This window comes from Xanthocytophaga agilis, assembly GCF_030068605.1.
GTDB lineage: Bacteria > Bacteroidota > Bacteroidia > Cytophagales > 172606-1 > Xanthocytophaga > Xanthocytophaga agilis.
Genome location: NZ_JASJOU010000005.1, coordinates 248,266 through 264,994 on the forward strand (window position 1 = coordinate 248,266; position 16,729 = coordinate 264,994).

The 16,729-nt window shown below is 37.6% G+C and carries 14 protein-coding genes; 3 read left to right on the forward strand and 11 right to left on the reverse strand.

Annotated features, from left to right (window positions below):
* Positions 1-58: 58 nt before the first annotated feature.
* The 7 genes from QNI22_RS16805 to QNI22_RS16835 form a co-directional block, all read right to left on the reverse strand.
* Positions 59-1,729, reverse strand: a complete 1,671-nt coding sequence (locus QNI22_RS16805) for a tetratricopeptide repeat protein (protein ID WP_314512339.1) — start codon at positions 1,727-1,729, stop codon at positions 59-61.
* A gap of 63 nt (positions 1,730-1,792) precedes the next feature.
* Positions 1,793-2,803 (reverse strand): PstS family phosphate ABC transporter substrate-binding protein, encoded by a 1,011-nt coding sequence (locus tag QNI22_RS16810; protein ID WP_314512343.1) that lies wholly within the window; start codon positions 2,801-2,803, stop codon positions 1,793-1,795.
* Positions 2,804-2,994: 191 nt separating this feature from the next.
* Positions 2,995-3,807: an energy transducer TonB gene (locus tag QNI22_RS16815; protein ID WP_314512344.1), complete on the reverse strand. Its 813-nt coding sequence runs from the start codon at positions 3,805-3,807 to the stop codon at positions 2,995-2,997.
* 2 nt (positions 3,808-3,809) lie between these two features.
* Positions 3,810-4,349, reverse strand: a complete 540-nt coding sequence (locus tag QNI22_RS16820; protein WP_314512345.1) for an ExbD/TolR family protein — start codon at positions 4,347-4,349, stop codon at positions 3,810-3,812.
* Between the two features lie 78 nt (positions 4,350-4,427).
* A complete protein-coding gene (locus QNI22_RS16825; protein ID WP_314512347.1) occupies positions 4,428-5,072 on the reverse strand; it encodes an ExbD/TolR family protein in 645 nt (214 codons plus the stop codon).
* Positions 5,073-5,282: 210 nt separating this feature from the next.
* Positions 5,283-6,119, reverse strand: a complete 837-nt coding sequence (locus QNI22_RS16830) for a MotA/TolQ/ExbB proton channel family protein (RefSeq protein WP_313979117.1) — start codon at positions 6,117-6,119, stop codon at positions 5,283-5,285.
* 372 nt (positions 6,120-6,491) lie between these two features.
* The gene (locus tag QNI22_RS16835) at positions 6,492-7,949 is read right to left on the reverse strand and encodes an amino acid permease (protein WP_314512349.1); all 1,458 of its coding nucleotides are present in this window, start codon (positions 7,947-7,949) and stop codon (positions 6,492-6,494) included.
* 466 nt (positions 7,950-8,415) lie between these two features.
* On the opposite strand from QNI22_RS16835, the gene QNI22_RS16840 reads away from it, so the two are divergent.
* Positions 8,416-9,201 carry a M15 family metallopeptidase gene (locus tag QNI22_RS16840; protein WP_314512351.1) on the forward strand — a complete coding sequence of 262 codons (786 nt, stop codon included), beginning with the start codon at positions 8,416-8,418 and terminating at the stop codon, positions 9,199-9,201.
* 380 nt (positions 9,202-9,581) lie between these two features.
* Here QNI22_RS16840 and QNI22_RS16845 read toward each other — a convergent pair whose 3' ends face one another.
* Positions 9,582-9,857 (reverse strand): hypothetical protein, encoded by a 276-nt coding sequence (locus tag QNI22_RS16845; RefSeq protein WP_313979124.1) that lies wholly within the window; start codon positions 9,855-9,857, stop codon positions 9,582-9,584.
* Positions 9,858-10,102: 245 nt separating this feature from the next.
* Here QNI22_RS16845 and QNI22_RS16850 point away from each other — a divergent pair, with 245 nt between their 5' ends.
* Positions 10,103-11,065, forward strand: a complete 963-nt coding sequence (locus QNI22_RS16850) for a YheT family hydrolase (RefSeq protein WP_314512354.1) — start codon at positions 10,103-10,105, stop codon at positions 11,063-11,065.
* Between the two features lie 68 nt (positions 11,066-11,133).
* On the opposite strand, the gene metG is transcribed toward QNI22_RS16850, so the two are convergent.
* The 3 genes from metG to QNI22_RS16865 all read right to left on the reverse strand — a co-directional run bounded on the left by metG (position 11,134) and on the right by QNI22_RS16865 (position 15,678).
* Positions 11,134-13,233, reverse strand: a complete 2,100-nt coding sequence (gene metG / locus QNI22_RS16855) for a methionine--tRNA ligase (RefSeq protein WP_314512356.1) — start codon at positions 13,231-13,233, stop codon at positions 11,134-11,136.
* Between the two features lie 166 nt (positions 13,234-13,399).
* Complete coding sequence (locus QNI22_RS16860) at positions 13,400-14,251, reverse strand: dienelactone hydrolase family protein (RefSeq protein ID WP_314512358.1); 852 nt, start codon at positions 14,249-14,251, stop codon at positions 13,400-13,402.
* 155 nt (positions 14,252-14,406) lie between these two features.
* A complete protein-coding gene (locus QNI22_RS16865; protein WP_314512359.1) occupies positions 14,407-15,678 on the reverse strand; it encodes a metallophosphoesterase in 1,272 nt (423 codons plus the stop codon).
* Positions 15,679-15,825: 147 nt separating this feature from the next.
* Between QNI22_RS16865 and QNI22_RS16870 the strand changes: the two genes are divergently transcribed.
* Entirely contained in the window at positions 15,826-16,608 is a 783-nt protein-coding gene (locus QNI22_RS16870; RefSeq protein ID WP_314512361.1) for a PhzF family phenazine biosynthesis protein, read from the forward strand.
* The last annotated feature ends 121 nt before the right edge of the window (positions 16,609-16,729 follow it).

Sequence of the window (16,729 nt, forward strand, 5' to 3'; positions counted from 1 at the left end):
AGTATAAACAAAAAAACCTGTCGTACGACAGGTTTTTTTGTTTATACTAAAGCCTAGATTATTTTGTTTTAGGCTGAGTTTTAGATGTTGTTGCTTTAGCTGGTGCAGCAGCTTTAGGATCTAGATCTTTCTGTGTAAAAGTAAGCACGTTCTTTGCTCTCTTATCAGCTGGGTCAAGAGTCAGCATTTTGTTTGCATATTCATGTGCCTTTGCCAGATCTTTGTATTTTTTCAGATTAAGGATAGCTAAATAGAAATATCCATTAGACACCTCTCTTTTATATTTGGTCTTATCAGCTTCAGCATCTACCAATTCAAAAAACTTCTGATAGTCTGACTCTGCAATACCCTGTGTTCCATCAGCATCTTCTTTTGCACGAGTTTTTGCTCTCCACTGATAGCCAATAATTTGTTTAGGAGCTTCAAGCATCGTAATCATAGTACCGAAAGCAGAATCAGCTTTTACAAAATCATTGGCATAATAATTAGCCAAACCAGATAAATAATAATCGTTTGCATTAACTTTTTTACCTGGAGAAGCAATATATTGTTGGATTGCCTCAGCTGACTTTACATAAGCTTTGCCATCAAAGAACTTCTGAGCTACATCTCTTAATCCTGCTACTCTATTGGTATCAATTTTAGCACCTTTTACAATATTCTCAAGTGCCTTAGTTGTATCTCCACCATTACAGATCTCCAATTTACCTAAGTATTCATAATCAGATCCAAGGATACCTTCAGGTTTTACTAATGTGAAATATTTATTCAAATATTCTAAACCTTGTGGACATTGATTGGTCTCATAAGAAGCATAACCCATCAAACGATTGTAAACAGCACTATTACTGTATTGATTTTTTAGAGTAGCTAAAATATCCAAAGACTGTTGATATTTTTCAACAAGAATTAGGAAACCAGCATAGCGGAATTGGTTTGCAGGGCTCTTATCAGCAAGTGAAATATATTTCTCCATATTCTCCAATGCTTTATCATACTGTCTTGCCAGATAATAAAGATCTGCTAATTCCCGATATGCTGGTGCATAATTAGCATCAGCAGCAATAGCTTCATTATATTTTTCACGTGCAGCGTTCAAGTTTTTACTTCTTACAAAAAGATTACCTAAACGAACGTGTGTTTTCAATAACTTAGGATTTAATCCAATTGCTTTATCATAGTTATTAGCAGCTGTTGTACCATCTAATTTTTGTAAAGCAGCATCACCAATAACAACATATGCATCTGCAAGATTTTTATTTAATTTTAAGGCTTGTTCAGCATTAGTTACAGCTTCGACAGGGTCTGTATTTCCTTCATATGAAACATAAGCTTCTCCTATGCGATAAAAAACATCAGCATTTTTAGATTTCGTGACAGTTTTTGCCTGATCAAACTGAGCTTTAGCTTCAGCTTTTTTACCTTGTTTTAACAAAAGTGAACCTAAACCCACATATGAAAGTCCGTTTTTAGGATCAGCAGCAACTCCCTTTTCAAACTGAGCTTTAGCAGAATCCAGTTCTCCAACCTGGATATAATAATAACCTAGATAGAAATTATTCTCTCCAGTAGGTTTATTCTTCACCAGGGTCTTAAACACATTTCCTGCACTGGCAAACTTATCTAAATCAAGATAGTTCAAACCTTCATTGATTGTCTGTGCAGTTCCTTTTTGCCCCACCAACATCATGGCAAGCATTCCCATAAAAACAAAAATGAATTTACGCATTAGTACTAAAGGGTTTTTGGTTAAGTTAAGTAAATGGATAGTATTATGTATAGTTTGGTAACTCTATCTTGTATTGACCTTGACCAAACGAATAGGCTGAGTTGCAGGTAGCAATCCGGCCTTCAATATAATTAGTTGACCTTTCTCACTGGCAACATATGCTGCAAAACCTGTGCCAAGGCCTTTTCTTGCTTCTCCACTTACAATGTATAAGTCCCGATATAACGGATACTGCTTTGTTTTCAGGTAAGCAGCATAAGGTTGATAGTAATCGTCTATTGTAGGATCATCTTTCTCTGCTAATGCCACAACAGAAACATCTTTTCTGGCAAACTGTTGTTTTGGGTCGTCCACATCACTAATCCAGCTTACCCCAATGAGACCTATCGCATTTTCATTTTGCTGTACATACTCAATTACTTTTTTATTGGATTGAGCAGCATATATTTTTTTATCAAAGTCATTTCCTAAACCAAACTTTCTTTTGATAAAGGAGAGATTACTGGAATTTCCATTATCAAAAACAATCACAATATCCTTTGCAGGACCTTGCCCACTTACCTCTTTCCATGTTTTAATAGAGCCATTCAGAATAGCACGAAAGCGATTCATCGTCAATAAAGAATCTGCATTTTTCTTGTTGACAATTAGAGCCACGGCTTCTGTAGCAATCTTCAAACTATCAGGTGTTATTTTTCTCTTCGCATAAAACTCCAACTCCTCAGCACTAAAAGATCTTGTAATGATTACAGACCGCACACTATCAGCCAACATTAAACGCATTGCCTGAGCTTCTGTAGTGTAAATAGGTGTTACTTTTGCATACTTGTAAGAAGCCTGGAAGGCATCTACTTCCGCTTGTATTAATGGTTGAAATGACTCATCAACAGCAATCGCAATTTTACCTTGGGTGGGCGTGTCTGCTGCTCTTTCCTGACACGCAGTGAATGAGATAAACGAGGCAATAAAGAAGAATCCTTGTAATAATGCTAGAATTCCTTTACGATACTTTCCAGTTGTTTGCCTAGCTGGGCAATAGCTGTTTCGCAGCTCTGTATATTCTAAATATTCCATACCCAATAATGGCTATTCCTAATATTAATTTCATTCCTTTTGGCAATATAGCATCTGCAAAGTCAGTGAATATGATTGCTATACCTAAAATCACATAGACCAGTGCCATAACTATTCCAAAAATGGCAAAAATAGTTTCGTGCAAAGGTCTATGCGATTTCATTGTAATTCAGAATTTTTAATTTATTAAACTATTGAGATGCCAGTGTAAAGCTGATTGGTAAGCTATAACGAACAGGAACACTACGTCCACTTTGACGACCTGCTTTCCATTTTGGCATAGAGCTAACTACACGTTTCGCTTCTTCGTCACAACCATATCCTATACCTTTAGCAATTGTAACATCTTTGATAGTGCCATCGGCACCTACAACGAACGATACAAAAACCTTGCCCTGAATATTCTGATTACGAGCCTGAGCAGGATAACGCAGGTTTTTCTGCAGGTATTTACCAAGTTCTGCAATTCCACCTGGAAATTCAGGCATCTGTTCTACAGCAACGAAAGGTTGTTCTTCCTCACCTGTTCCTTCTGACAACACAGAGGGAGCAGATTCAGGTAAACCTAAGTCAACACTTGTCTCCTCTCCTTCCTGTGTTTCCATTGCAATCTGCTTGTTTTCTGTCTCTTCAACCCGTGTTACAGGTTCTACAGCTTCTTCAGCAGTTACAACTTCCATCTCCACAAACCGGATGGTTGCTACTTTGGGTGGCGGTGGGGCAGGTGGAGGTGGAGGTGGAGGTGGTTCATTGGGATCTACAGGTGGTGGAGGTGGAAGGTTAGCTAAGTCAGCTACTACTTCTACCGCTTCTTCAGTGTCTTCCTGTGTTGTAACAAACTGCATAAACAAGAAAGCAACGATAAAAAGCGCACCACCAATCAACAAAGAACGCAGCACAATACGCTGATAGTTCTTACGGATCATATAAGCTCCATAAGAGTGATTTCTGCCCTCAAAGACGATATCGTCTAAGGTGACACTCGGCGACTTATAATCTATCATGATCAGTCAGTGATATTATGTTCTGTTTTATACTTTTGAATAATTTCCTTATCCTGAGGATAAAGCTGTTGGATAGCGTATACTTTGGCATCTGTAATTTTCATCTCATCCAAAATGTCTACCACATTCTTATAAGATGCCTCTGCTGTTGGCTTAATGATGAATACAGCATCCTTTTGCAAGCTTTTACCCTTCGCAACCATTTCTACAGCCATTTTCCGAAATCCTTCTGCAGAATAATCAGTTGTGAAAACTTCTGGAGTTTCAACACCTTTGTAATAGAAAATACGATTGTTTTTATCTAGTACTACAGTAGTTGTCACACGTTCATCTACTTTAGGTGGTGGAGGGTCATTAGGCTTAGGCTTCTCTGGCATATTCAGTGACATTGTGTTTGGCTTACTCAAGGTAGTAGTAAGCATAAAGAACGTCACTAATAAGAATGCCAAATCTACCATTGGTGTCATATCAACTTTTGTCGATGCTTTCTTGGCACCTTTCTTTTTACCACCACCCTTACCACCGGTATCTACATCTGCCATTTCTATAAATCAGTTAAAAGGTTAACAAATAAACTAGTTGAACAGTTTTTAGAAATCATTAATAAACTAGTATGTTTATTAATGTCTCTCTCTTTCTCCACCAAAACCTGCAGGCATTTGCTCCAGATTAGTAATGAGGTTGAACTTGTTCATATTTTGCTTCATCAAGGTATCAATTACCTTTTGGATCACTTCGTATTTTGTATCCTTGTCAGCTTTAATCACAACACGCAGTTGTTGTTGAGTACCAAATGTTTCTACCTGCGCCAAACGAGCATACGAAACCCAATTATCTAACTGATTGTCAAGAGAGTCCGTAGGAATACCTTTTTGTAAGGCAACTCTGTCTTTTCCTTTTGCGTGTAGTACACTCTTAAGATTAGCAATTGGTGCACCAAACATCTCAGTCAGACGAAATTGATTCTTTTCTCCTTCGCTGAAAGAAACCTGATACCTTCCTGCCATTTTATCCAGCATAGCCAGACGTGTTTTTTCACTGTCTACTTTCAGGAATACTTGTCCTCCTTTGTCAATACTGATAATAAGGACATCGCGGTCAGGTAATACAGTCTCTGATACGGAACCAGGTGTATCAACAACAACAGGCTCTTCTTCTCTTGCAGTCGCGGTTAATATGAAGAAGGTAAGTAGCAAAAAAGCCACATCACACATTGCAGTCATATCAAGCGATATGGATTTACGGGGAACTTTTACTTTTGCCATAATGATGTTTCTTTTTTACAAGCATTATAAAGAAATCTTGCATGATTAAATCCGTTTTATCTATAGATGCAGAAGGCCTGCATATTCCATAAACTTTTTTATATTTTTTTTCAAAAAGTTCACTTTGCTCAACTACGCGGAGTTCAATCAATAAGAAGTAACCAACCAATACATGAATAGTATTTGTTGGTTACTTCAATCTTTATCAGATTAGTTATGTTTTGAAGCAAAGTTCTGCATGATGCTGAAACCAGCCTCATCAATGCTATACGTTAACGTATCGATTTTACTTGTAAAGAAGTTATAAGCAATAATTGCAAGAGCAGAGGTACCAATACCCAATGCAGTGTTAATCAAGGCTTCAGAAATACCAGTTGAAAGTGCAGATGAATCAGGAGCACCTGCTTGTGCCATACCGGCAAATGCGCGGATCATACCCATTACTGTTCCCAACAGACCTGTCAACGTAGCTACAGAAGCAAGAGTTGCAATGATAGTCAGGTTTTTCTCCAACATAGGCAATTCCAATGCAGTAGAATCTTCCAACTCTTTCTGGATAGCCAGAACTTTTTGGTCTTTGCTCATAGTAGTATCAACAGCCATCTCTTTGTATTTATGCAATACAGAGTTGATAACATTTCCTACAGATCCTTTTTGTTTGTCACACTCAGCAAGTGCTTCGTTGATATTATCAGAAGCAAGAGATGATTTTACTTTTCTAACAAACACGTCAATTGATCCAGTACCTGTTGCTTTACCAAGAGTGAAAGCCCGCTCAATAGAGAAAACGATTACAGATAACAACATTGTCATCAAAACTGGCACGATGAATCCACCTTTGTAAACTGTACCCAAATAATCGCCAGGGATAGGTTCATTTTTGTTATCTCCACCTTCGAAGTGAGAACCATCTCCCAGAATGAAATTATAAATACAAACGGCAATAATAAAAATGAGTACAATAGTTAAAACGGCGAACCAGTTACCACCTGATGATTTTTTTTCACCTGTCTTTGGAGCAGCGGGCTTTGTTGCTTGATTTTTCATCCAATTTAAACGTTTATAAGTGATTAATTAAAAGATTAGGTTTAAAACGACACAATAATATTAAAAATAAATTAAACTTATTACATTCTGACAATTACAAAATAAAAGGCGGTTTTTAAATGGTTATGAACAATTTTTATATCTAAACTTCAAAAATATTAAAATTTAATTAAAGATTCCTATACACAAACCCCATTTTTAACAAAAAAATAATTTAGGGTTCGTAAAGCTATCTATATATATTACATATGACAGAAAGGTAAATGTCTGAAAGCAATTTTCTTAAAGTTTTTATAAAAAAAGTCTAAGATTTGAATAACAACTTCATTTACCAGAACCTCTATTTTCTTCAATATTGCTTTTAGAATTGGTTTAGGCAACTTTTTGTTTTTGTAATTTGCTATGATGACGGCCATAAACAAAGTACACTACTAATCCGATAAGCATCCAAACAATTAATCGAATCCAGTTTTCTGCACCCAAACCAATGATCATTGCCAAACAAACCAATGCTCCTAATATAGGTACAACTGGAGAGAATGGAGTTTTAAAAGGACGTGGAGTATTAGGATCTGTTTTCCGCATAATAATCACACCTATACAAACAAGTACGAAGGCAAACAATGTGCCGATACTGGTCATATCGCCTACTACATCACCAGGAATAAATGCAGCAAATAATCCCACAAATATGAAGAAAATCTGATTCGACTTATAAGGTGTTTGGTAGACGGGATGTACTTTAGAGAAAATTGGAGGTACTAATCCATCTTTTGACATAGAGAAGAATACGCGGGATTGCCCTAGAAGCATTACAAGAATCACAGAAGAGAACCCTGCCAGGATAGCAATAGTTACAAAGAGTGCTAACCAACTATATTTGGTCATATAGGTCTCAATTGCATAGGCAACAGAAGCCTCTTTACCAGCTTTTTCGAATTCAGTGTAGTTGGCTACACCAGTAAGTACGTGAGCAAATAATATATACAAAACTGTACAAATAGCAAGAGATACTAAAATACCAAAAGGCATGTCACGCTTAGGATCTTTAGTTTCTTGAGCAGCTGTTGATACAGCATCAAATCCAATGAATGCAAAAAATACAGTCCCTGCTCCTGCCAGGATACCACCCCATCCATGTTCAAAGAAGCCTTCATGTCCTGCAGTTCCTTCCGGAATCATATAAGGGGTATGATTAACAGGGTTAATATAAGACCAGCCCAAAGCAATAAATAATATAACGATGGCAACTTTTACAATTACAATGATACCATTTACAGTAGCAGATTCAGATACACCTCTAATTAATATCAATGTAAGGATAAAAATTATGAACAACGCAGGTATATTCATAATACCATGCACTCCATTATCGGATTGAAATGGGGAATGACACCACTCATAAGGTATTTCCCAACCTGCAACAGATTTTAAAAGTTTATTCAAATACTCAGACCACGCAATTGAAACCGTAGCAGCACCCAATGCATATTCCAGAACAAGATCCCATCCAATAAACCAGGCAACAAATTCGCCCATTGTGGCATAAGAGTAAGTGTAAGCACTACCAGCAATAGGAATCATAGAAGCGAATTCGGCATAACACAAACCAGCCAGTGCACAACCTACTGCGGCTACAATAAATGATATTGTTACAGCAGCGCCTGCCGATTCGGCAGAAGCAGCAGCTGTTCGCACAAATAGACCAGCCCCAATAATAGCACCAATCCCCAAAGCCACCAACGCCCACTTTCCAATACTCCGCTTAAGCTCCTTGGACTCCGCCTCCTGAAGTAGTTGTTCTAGATTTTTTTTTACAAATAAATTCATAAGGATGTAAGAATAAATACTTTATGTTTGTTTTAGGTTGATGAATAGCTTAAATTTCTTTAATCAGAAGAACAATTCTCATCAAAAAGAGCGTCCAATATGTTAAAAGATTTTGATGTACGCCAATACCCAACCCATTTTTTTTAAAAAATTCGGCAAATCCCGCATTTTATTCGTTGAAAATTACCATAATTCCGTTAGGACCATAGTTTATTTTACAACTTGCCTTTATTTTGTAACCTTGGTATTCTCTACATGTAGTAAATCTATCAAAAACGCTTTTTTTTAAGATCTTTATCTTGTCTGAAACCTACTCCCTACCTAATTCATAAGTATAGCCTCTTAGTGAAATACTCAATTACTTCCAGTAAAATATGTAATTTTGACACTTTACACCACATTCGCCGTATGTAATTGTGAATGTAGACAATATATTTTATTGATTATACTATTCTATTTTATCTTCATGTACGTTCAAACTCGATTTGTATCTATATTTATTTTTACACTTTTGTCTTATGGCTGTACTTCTTCACAGGAAGAAAAGGCAAATAAAATAGAAGATACAAGTTCTCACCAGTCCGTTAAACAAATAGGTATACCTACTCCCGACTCACTACGTGACACTACAATTTATGTAAAACAGACAGATACGGTTCAACAACCTCTATCAACACCAAAACCAGTCCAACTTCATGAGATTCCGGATAGTGGATTTGTAGAACTTATCCTGTTAGATTCGTCTTTTGTACTGGATTTGCGGTATGCAACTCCTAATAACTTCCTAAAAGAACAAGTTTATGATTGTGCCAAATGTCTTCTTCGAAAGGAAGCGGCACTGGCTCTAATTAAAGCTCAGCATATATTATTGGGTAAAGGATACAGATTACGATTATTTGACTGTTACAGGCCTCTTGATGTACAGAAAAAGATGTGGAAGATAATGCCTAATGATCACTTTGTAGGAAATCCTTATGGTAATGGCTCTATGCACAATAAAGGGGCTGCATTGGATCTTACACTAGCAGACAGTACAGGCAAAGAATTAGACATGGGAACTCCTTTTGATTTTTTTGGGAAAGAAGCCTATCATGCCTATACAAAACTACCAGCAGATATACTTCAACGTCGACAGCTACTCAAACAAACCATGATCCAGGCAGGCTTTAGTCCTATCACATCTGAGTGGTGGCATTACTCCTATAAAGGCAAACGATACAAAGTTGCCAATTTCAAGCCTGATTGTAAATAGTTAGTAAGATTTCCGAAACTCAGGCCATTACTCTTCTAGAAGATATCTTTTATACTTAATAAGGGCAGAAAAGACATCACTTGTTAAAATTCTACAAGAACTAAATGTAAGTTGGCATTCACTCTTTTTTCGTTGGATAGGCAGGATATAACCCTTTTGGAGAAAGTTTTGATTTGTGCATAGTTCGGCTCATTTTTTTTCAATGAAGGCAAGGCAGTGGGTTTGCTCAGCAGATAGATTATACACAAGTCCAATCATTTTCGTTGTTGCGCATAACTATATTAAAGATTGAAATTGCACCTAGTTGTACGCAACAATACAAAGTGAGTAGTAAAAGAAACTTTTACTACTCACTATTAAGACTCAGATTATTTTTTAATCTATGCTCTTTCAAGAATCAATTCTTTGATTCGTTCAGCATCCCCTTTCGAGAATCCCTTGATTACGATTTCAGGCCTGGCTCTTGGAAGTATACGAATAGTAGCAAAGAAAAGTCCACTATCAATATCAACACCTGATATATCAGAGTAAAACACAAAATTATCGGATCCACTTAATAACCGTTTGGTTCGGAAAGAAACGCCTTTTTCGTTTAACACTACCTGATCAGGAGTGAACATGTCTTTAAGACGACTGGCGGAAAATACTTCGTTCATAGTATGGTGTCTGTAGTATAAAAGTTTAAAAATAAAATCCTGTAAATACCTTGTTAGTCACAACATTAATTGCAGAAAACAAAATAGGTAACCGAATTACATATCAAGATAAAAAAAGATGCCACTTTGAATCTCAATAAGGTAAATTATTGCTGAATATTTCTTGCGTATAAGCTCTTAACTTTATTTTCTCTAAGGGAACCTGTTCAGATAACCTGCGGTTCTACAACATTATATTCAAGCATATGCCTGTTTTACCTATACCATTTTACAATCCCCCAATCCATCAATGGAATCGTCACTTACAAACGATTCTGCCTAACGTTTTTCGCCGTGTTGAAGGGATACACTACTCTCGAGAACGTATAAAGACTCCAGATCATGATTTTCTGGATTTGGATTGGAGTTATGCACAGATTCCTACTACAAAGTTGGCTATTCTGACACATGGATTATTAGGCAATTCAACCCGTACCTATATGCTGGGAATGGCAAAGACATTTAACAGAAATGGATGGGATATTTTAAGCTGGAATATGAGAGGTTTAAGTGGTGAGCCTAATCTTCTGGAGCGAATGACTACTCACGGCAGTAGTGACGAGCTGGATATAATTATTCAGCATGTTTTAGCACAAAAAGAATACAAAGACATTTCAGTAGTTGGCTTTAGTAAAGGTGGTAACATTGCATTAAAATATGCAGGTGAGTTGGAAAATGCCATTCCATCTGAAATAAAAAGTATTGTTGCCATCTCCTCTCCTTGTGACGTATTAGGTAGTGTAGAAGCTATGGGAAATCATAGCATATATGCCCGGATGTTTCGGGATAAGCTCAAAAAATTTTTACTTAGTAAATCCTCTCTTATTGATCAACAAGCTCTAAAAAAAGCATTGGCTTATGATACCTTAATGGATATAACCAAACATTATGTTGCTCCATTACATGGTTTTAAAGACGACAATGATTATTGTATCCGCTGTAGTTCACTACCTTATCTTTCTCAAATCAGGGTTCCTACATTGATTTTAAATGCACAAAATGATCCTGTGCTTTCAGCAAGTTGTTCCCCAGCAGATATTGCTGCTCATTCCGATTACTTATTCCTGGAAACCCCTGCATTAGGCGGACATGTAGGCTTCAGTCGTTTTAATGAAGAGATGACCTGGGCTGAATATAGAACGATTGACTTTGCTCTACACTTCAGGTAAGAGAGATATAAAAAGCCACTATTTGTTTTCACAGACAGCGGCTTTTTATATCTCTAATCAGTTACTACTTATCGTACGGTACCTCCATTTATAATCAATGTAGTTGGACTTACAAATGCCAGTTTTCCGTCTATATTTTCAGCCATAAGTATCATTCCCTGTGAGGAAATTCCTTTGATATCTCTTGGGGCCAGATTTGCCAGCAAACATACCTGTTTTCCAATAATCTCTTCTGGCTTGTAATGTTCAGCAATTCCACTCACGACAGTACGCTGATCCAATCCTGTATCCAGTGTAAGCTTTAACAACTTCTGAGTTTTAGGAACAGCCTCAGCAGCCAGAATGGTAGCCACTCGAATATCCATCTTTTGAAAGTCATCAAATGTTACAGCTTCCTTAGCAGGTGCTACTGTTTTAGAGGCTAATTCATTTGCTTTCTTAGAATCTTCGAGTTTCTTTACCTGAGCCTGAATAGTAGCATCTTCGATTTGAGAAAATAATATTTCCGCGGCTCCAAAAACTTGTCCATCAGGAATTAAATTCACACTTCCTGCCTGTCCCCATCTCAAAATAGGAATATTTAACATGTCATATATCTTTTGTGATGTAAATGGCAGGAAAGGCTCTGACAGAACAGCCAAATTAGCCACAACCTGAGCACTAAGATTTAAGATAGTTTTTACCCGTTCAGGGTCATCCTTGATTTTTTTCCAGGGTTCAGTATCTGCCAAGTATTTATTGCCCATACGGGAAATATCCATCAACAGAGATAAACCTTCTCTAAACCGATAGTTTTCTATTGCTTCGGCAATTTCTGCAGGGGCTTTTGCCAATGCTTCTATCAGTTCCCTGTCTATATCAAATAATTCCCCACGGACAGGAACTTCTCCCTTATAATACTTATGTGTTAATGTGATAATCCGATTTACAAAGTTCCCTAGGTTACTCGCCAGTTCACTATTGTTTTTAGTCTGGAAATCTTTCCAGGTAAACTCATTATCTTTTGTTTCTGGTGCATTCGTAGTAAGTACATACCGTAATACATCCTGCTGACCGGGAAACTCAGCCAGATACTCATGCAGCCATACAGCCCAGTTACGTGAGGTAGAGATCTTATCTCCTTCCAGGTTCATAAACTCGTTAGCGGGTACATTTTCTGGCAGAATGTAACTTCCTTCAGCCATCAAGGTTGCCGGGAAAATGATACAGTGAAACACAATATTATCCTTTCCAATAAAGTGTACCAGTTTGGTATCTTTGGCTTTCCAGTATACCTCCCAATCACCAGGTGTGGTTGTCTCTGGTACAGGAGCTGTGTACAATTCAGGAGCAGCACCCATTTTCTTGGCAGTAAAGTAATCTTTCGTTGCAGATATATAGCCAATCGGTGCCTCAAACCACACATACAACACTTTGCCTTCTGTGTCAGGTAAAGGCACCTGAATTCCCCAATCCAGATCTCTAGTCATTGCGCGTGGTTGTAGCCCTTGTTTCAGCCACGACTGACATTGCCCAGCAACGTTCACCTTCCACTCTGGATGAGAGGCAATATATTCTTCAATTTGTGGCTGCATTTTGTCCAAAGGCAGATACCAGTTTTTAGTTGATTTCAAAACTGGCTTTCCACCACTCAGCATTGAGTGTGGATTGATAAGCTCCATCGGGCTTAGGGTACTCCCGCATCTCTCACACTGATCTCCATATGCATTGGGATTTCCGCAATTAGGACATGTTCCCACAATATATCTGTCAGCTAGGAATTGCCCTGCTTTTTCGTCATAATACTGTTGAGATACTTCTTCTACAAAGACACCTTTATCATACAGGTCTTTAAAAAACTCCTGAGAAGTCTCATGGTGCACTTTTTTGCTTGTGCGGGAATAGATGTCAAATGAAATACCAAATTCAGCAAAAGAATCCCGAATTTGTGTATAATATTTGTCTACAACTTCTTGAGGAGTAATACCTTCTTTTTGTGCCCGGATAGTAATAGGTACACCATGCTCATCGGTTCCACTTACAAAGAGCACATCGGCTCCCTTAGCTCTCAGGTAGCGAACATAAATGTCAGCCGGAATATAACATCCTGCCAAATGACCTATGTGTATAGGGCCATTGGCATATATTAATGCCGCTGTAACAGTATATCTTTTTGGATTCTGGATCATATAATGCTAAAAATAATTTGTGTGCAAAGTAATAAATCGGGAAATGAACTTGAAAACAATTTGGCAAAGAAACAGTGAAATTATACTTTCAGTAGTAGTATAGACATAAAAAACAAAACCCTGCTCAGGAAAGAAGCAGGGTTTTGAGTTGTGATATTATTCAACTTTAGACCTTGAACTTTTCTTTCAGGTAATTAATTGCCATCATATAAGCTTCATCCGCTTTTGCTTTGTCGTAATTGGGGTTGCTTGGATTGGCAAAGGCATGCTCTGCATCAAATGTTTTTACAGTCACTTTTTTTCCTGCTGCCTGCATATCTTTTTCAAATTGGGAAACAACCTCTGAATTAATCCATTTTTCTCTTCCTGCAAACAAGCCCAATACATCTGTGTGTAAAGTCTTTAGACGATTTACATCTTTTTCAGGCATACCATAAAACATCACACACCCAACGGCTTGTTTGCCACTGACTAAAGCCGCCTGAAGAGAACGCGCACCACCAAAACACCAACCAACGGTTGCTATTTTTGCATCCTTTCCTACATATTCAACTGCCCCTTTGGTAATAGCATCCAAGCGCTCAGGTTTAGCTTCTCCCATATATTTCCCTGCAGTTTCAGGATCAGTAGCTACTTTTCCATCATACATATCCAATGCGATCACAGTCACTTCACCTTTCAAATCGTTATAGTATTTTTCAGATTCACGTTTGATGTAGTCATTCAATCCCCACCACTCCTGAAACACAAAGAGATACTTATTGGATTTTGTTTTTGCCTTTAATTCAAAAGCATTAGCGGTTTTACCGTCTGTTGTTTTAAAAGTAATCATTTTGCCATCTTTACCTTTATATACATACGGAAGCGGAGCCAGGTGGCTTGCTACAAATTCCGGGTCATCTACTAACCGGGCCATTGCGTCTGTGGCTGAGATCTGGCAACAACTCTCAACTTTCTGTGCAAATGTAAAAATACCCGTTGCTAAAAGTGTAAAACAGGTAAAAAGTAGTCTTTTCATGTTAGTAAGTGTTTTGAAAGGATATTCTGTGTTTACATGTAATTTATTTTTCTACAGAAATGGTTCATTTTGCAGAAAAATAAATTACAACACATCATATGATTATACTAAAACACTCATCAATAAGCATTTATTCCTATAAAGTTTATTTCTTATTAAACTGTCTTTAATTCAAAAATGGTTATTTCAGGAGGCATCCCTACACGTCCTGGAAAACCAATATATCCATATCCTCTGTTCACATATAGGTATTGTGTTTTTCCTACATCATTTTTTTCCTGATACAAACCAGCCCACTGTTTATAAGCATATTTAACTGGACTCCAGTGAATATTCCCTATTTCTACACCAAACTGTGCGCCATGTGTGTGTCCGGCAAATGCAACATCAATATCCTGGAAGTTTGAACGAACCTGAGCATCCCAATGTGTAGGATCATGTGACAGAAGCAGTTTTACTGGAGCATCTTCTGCGCCCTTATAGGCTTTTGCCAGATTTCCATGTTTTGAAAAACTTCGTCCCCAGTTTTGAATCCCAATAATACTGATTTCATCGCCACTTTGAACAATTTTCCGGTTTTCATCCATTAGCAAGTCCCATCCCATCAGCTTATGGGCATGCATTAAATCCTGGAGATTTTTTGTTTTTGCAGCTGCGCTTTCCCAATTCACATAATCTCCATAATCGTGATTACCTAATGTCGAAAATACACCCAGAGGCGCTTTTAACTTCTGGAAGATTGGAACATAATCTGCAACTTCTTCTGCAATATTATTAACTAAATCTCCTGTGAAGAATATCATATCTGGCTTTTCCTTCAACAACATGTCTACTCCTCCAGTAACAGCTCTCTTATTAAAAAAGCTACCTGAATGAATATCTGAGATCTGAGCAATACGTAGTCCGTCAAATGAACGGGGTAAGTTAGGTAATCGTAAAGTTACTCTACGAACTCTGTAATCATGTGCTCCCAGCAATATACCATATCCTACTCCTATAAGAGGAACCGTACCTGCAATGGCAGCAGCTTTGATCAAAAACTCAGAACGAGGAATTATGGGTGCGGCATCCTGAGGAGTTGTGGTTGAAACTTGGGCAGGCACGTCAGAAGAAGTAAATTTAGAAACTACCCATTTTCCTAATCGGATAATATCATCCAAAAGCACAAAAATCCCTGCAAAAAGCTTGATAAGCAGATTAGTAAATACCATAGTCATAAGAAAATTCCGCATTACAGAACCTTGCAAACCAGGTATTAAAAAGAATAATACTAATGAAACTATTGATCCAATAGAGAAAAAAAGTGAGATCCATTGGGCTGGTCGCCGAAACGATTCAGGCAGAGTACGTAAAGCATGATATACATAATAGTCAACTCCAAAGAATAGAACTACGATGAGCAATAAAACCATTAATCTGGAAAGCATGAAATATAGTAGTTTATGTAAAGGTCTGATTGGATAACTGGTTTTGTGCTAGACGGAGAACTCAAAAAATTATTTTGAAAAAACACTGAAAAAAGTATTCCTTTGATAGTGTAACATCTTATTGACCATACCTTACCGAACATGTCTATGAATATCTATCAGGTTGATGCATTCACTCAACGCATTTTTGGAGGCAATCCAGCTGCAGTTTGTTTATTGGAAGAACCAGCAAAAGAAGAATGGATGCAAAATCTGGCTATGGAAATGAATCTTTCTGAGACAGCTTTTGCCTGGCCAGAAGGTGATGGATACCGACTAAGATGGTTTACGCCTAAAGTAGAAGTAGACTTATGTGGCCATGCAACCTTAGCCACATCACATATACTCTGGCAGCTTCAAAAACTATCTCATGAAGATACAGCCCGTTTCTTTACACGAAGTGGCCTTCTTACCTGTACAAAAAATAATGACTGGATTGAAATGGACTTTCCAGCAAAACAAGCAACAGAAGTAAAAGCTCCAGGAGGATTAGCAGAAGCATTAGGTGTTAATCCTATTTTTGCAGGAAATAATAAAATGGACTATCTGGTTGAAATTGAGTCAGAGGAAGTACTTAGAAACTTACAACCCAATTTCTCAGAATTAAGCAAATTGCCCATAAGAGGCACGATTGTTACAGCTCGTAGCCAATCAACTGAGTATGATTTTATCTCCCGCTTTTTTGCCCCTGCTGTAGGTGTGAGCGAAGATCCGGTTACAGGTTCTGCGCATACAGCTTTAGCACCTTATTGGGCAGCAAAACTGGGCAAAACAACTATGACGGGTTTTCAGGCATCTTCACGAGGAGGTGTTGTGAAAGTTCGCCTACTGAATGACCGGGTATTACTTGGTGGGCAGGCTATTACGGTTATGAAGGGTGAATTGTATTGACTATCAACATTCAGATATTGCTGTTCACAAATAATTTTAAACCAATTATTCGGGCAATCCCCTGCTTTTCTCTAATTTGCGCTTCTGTTCCAACTATTTCAGCTTATGTAGTTTGCTGGAA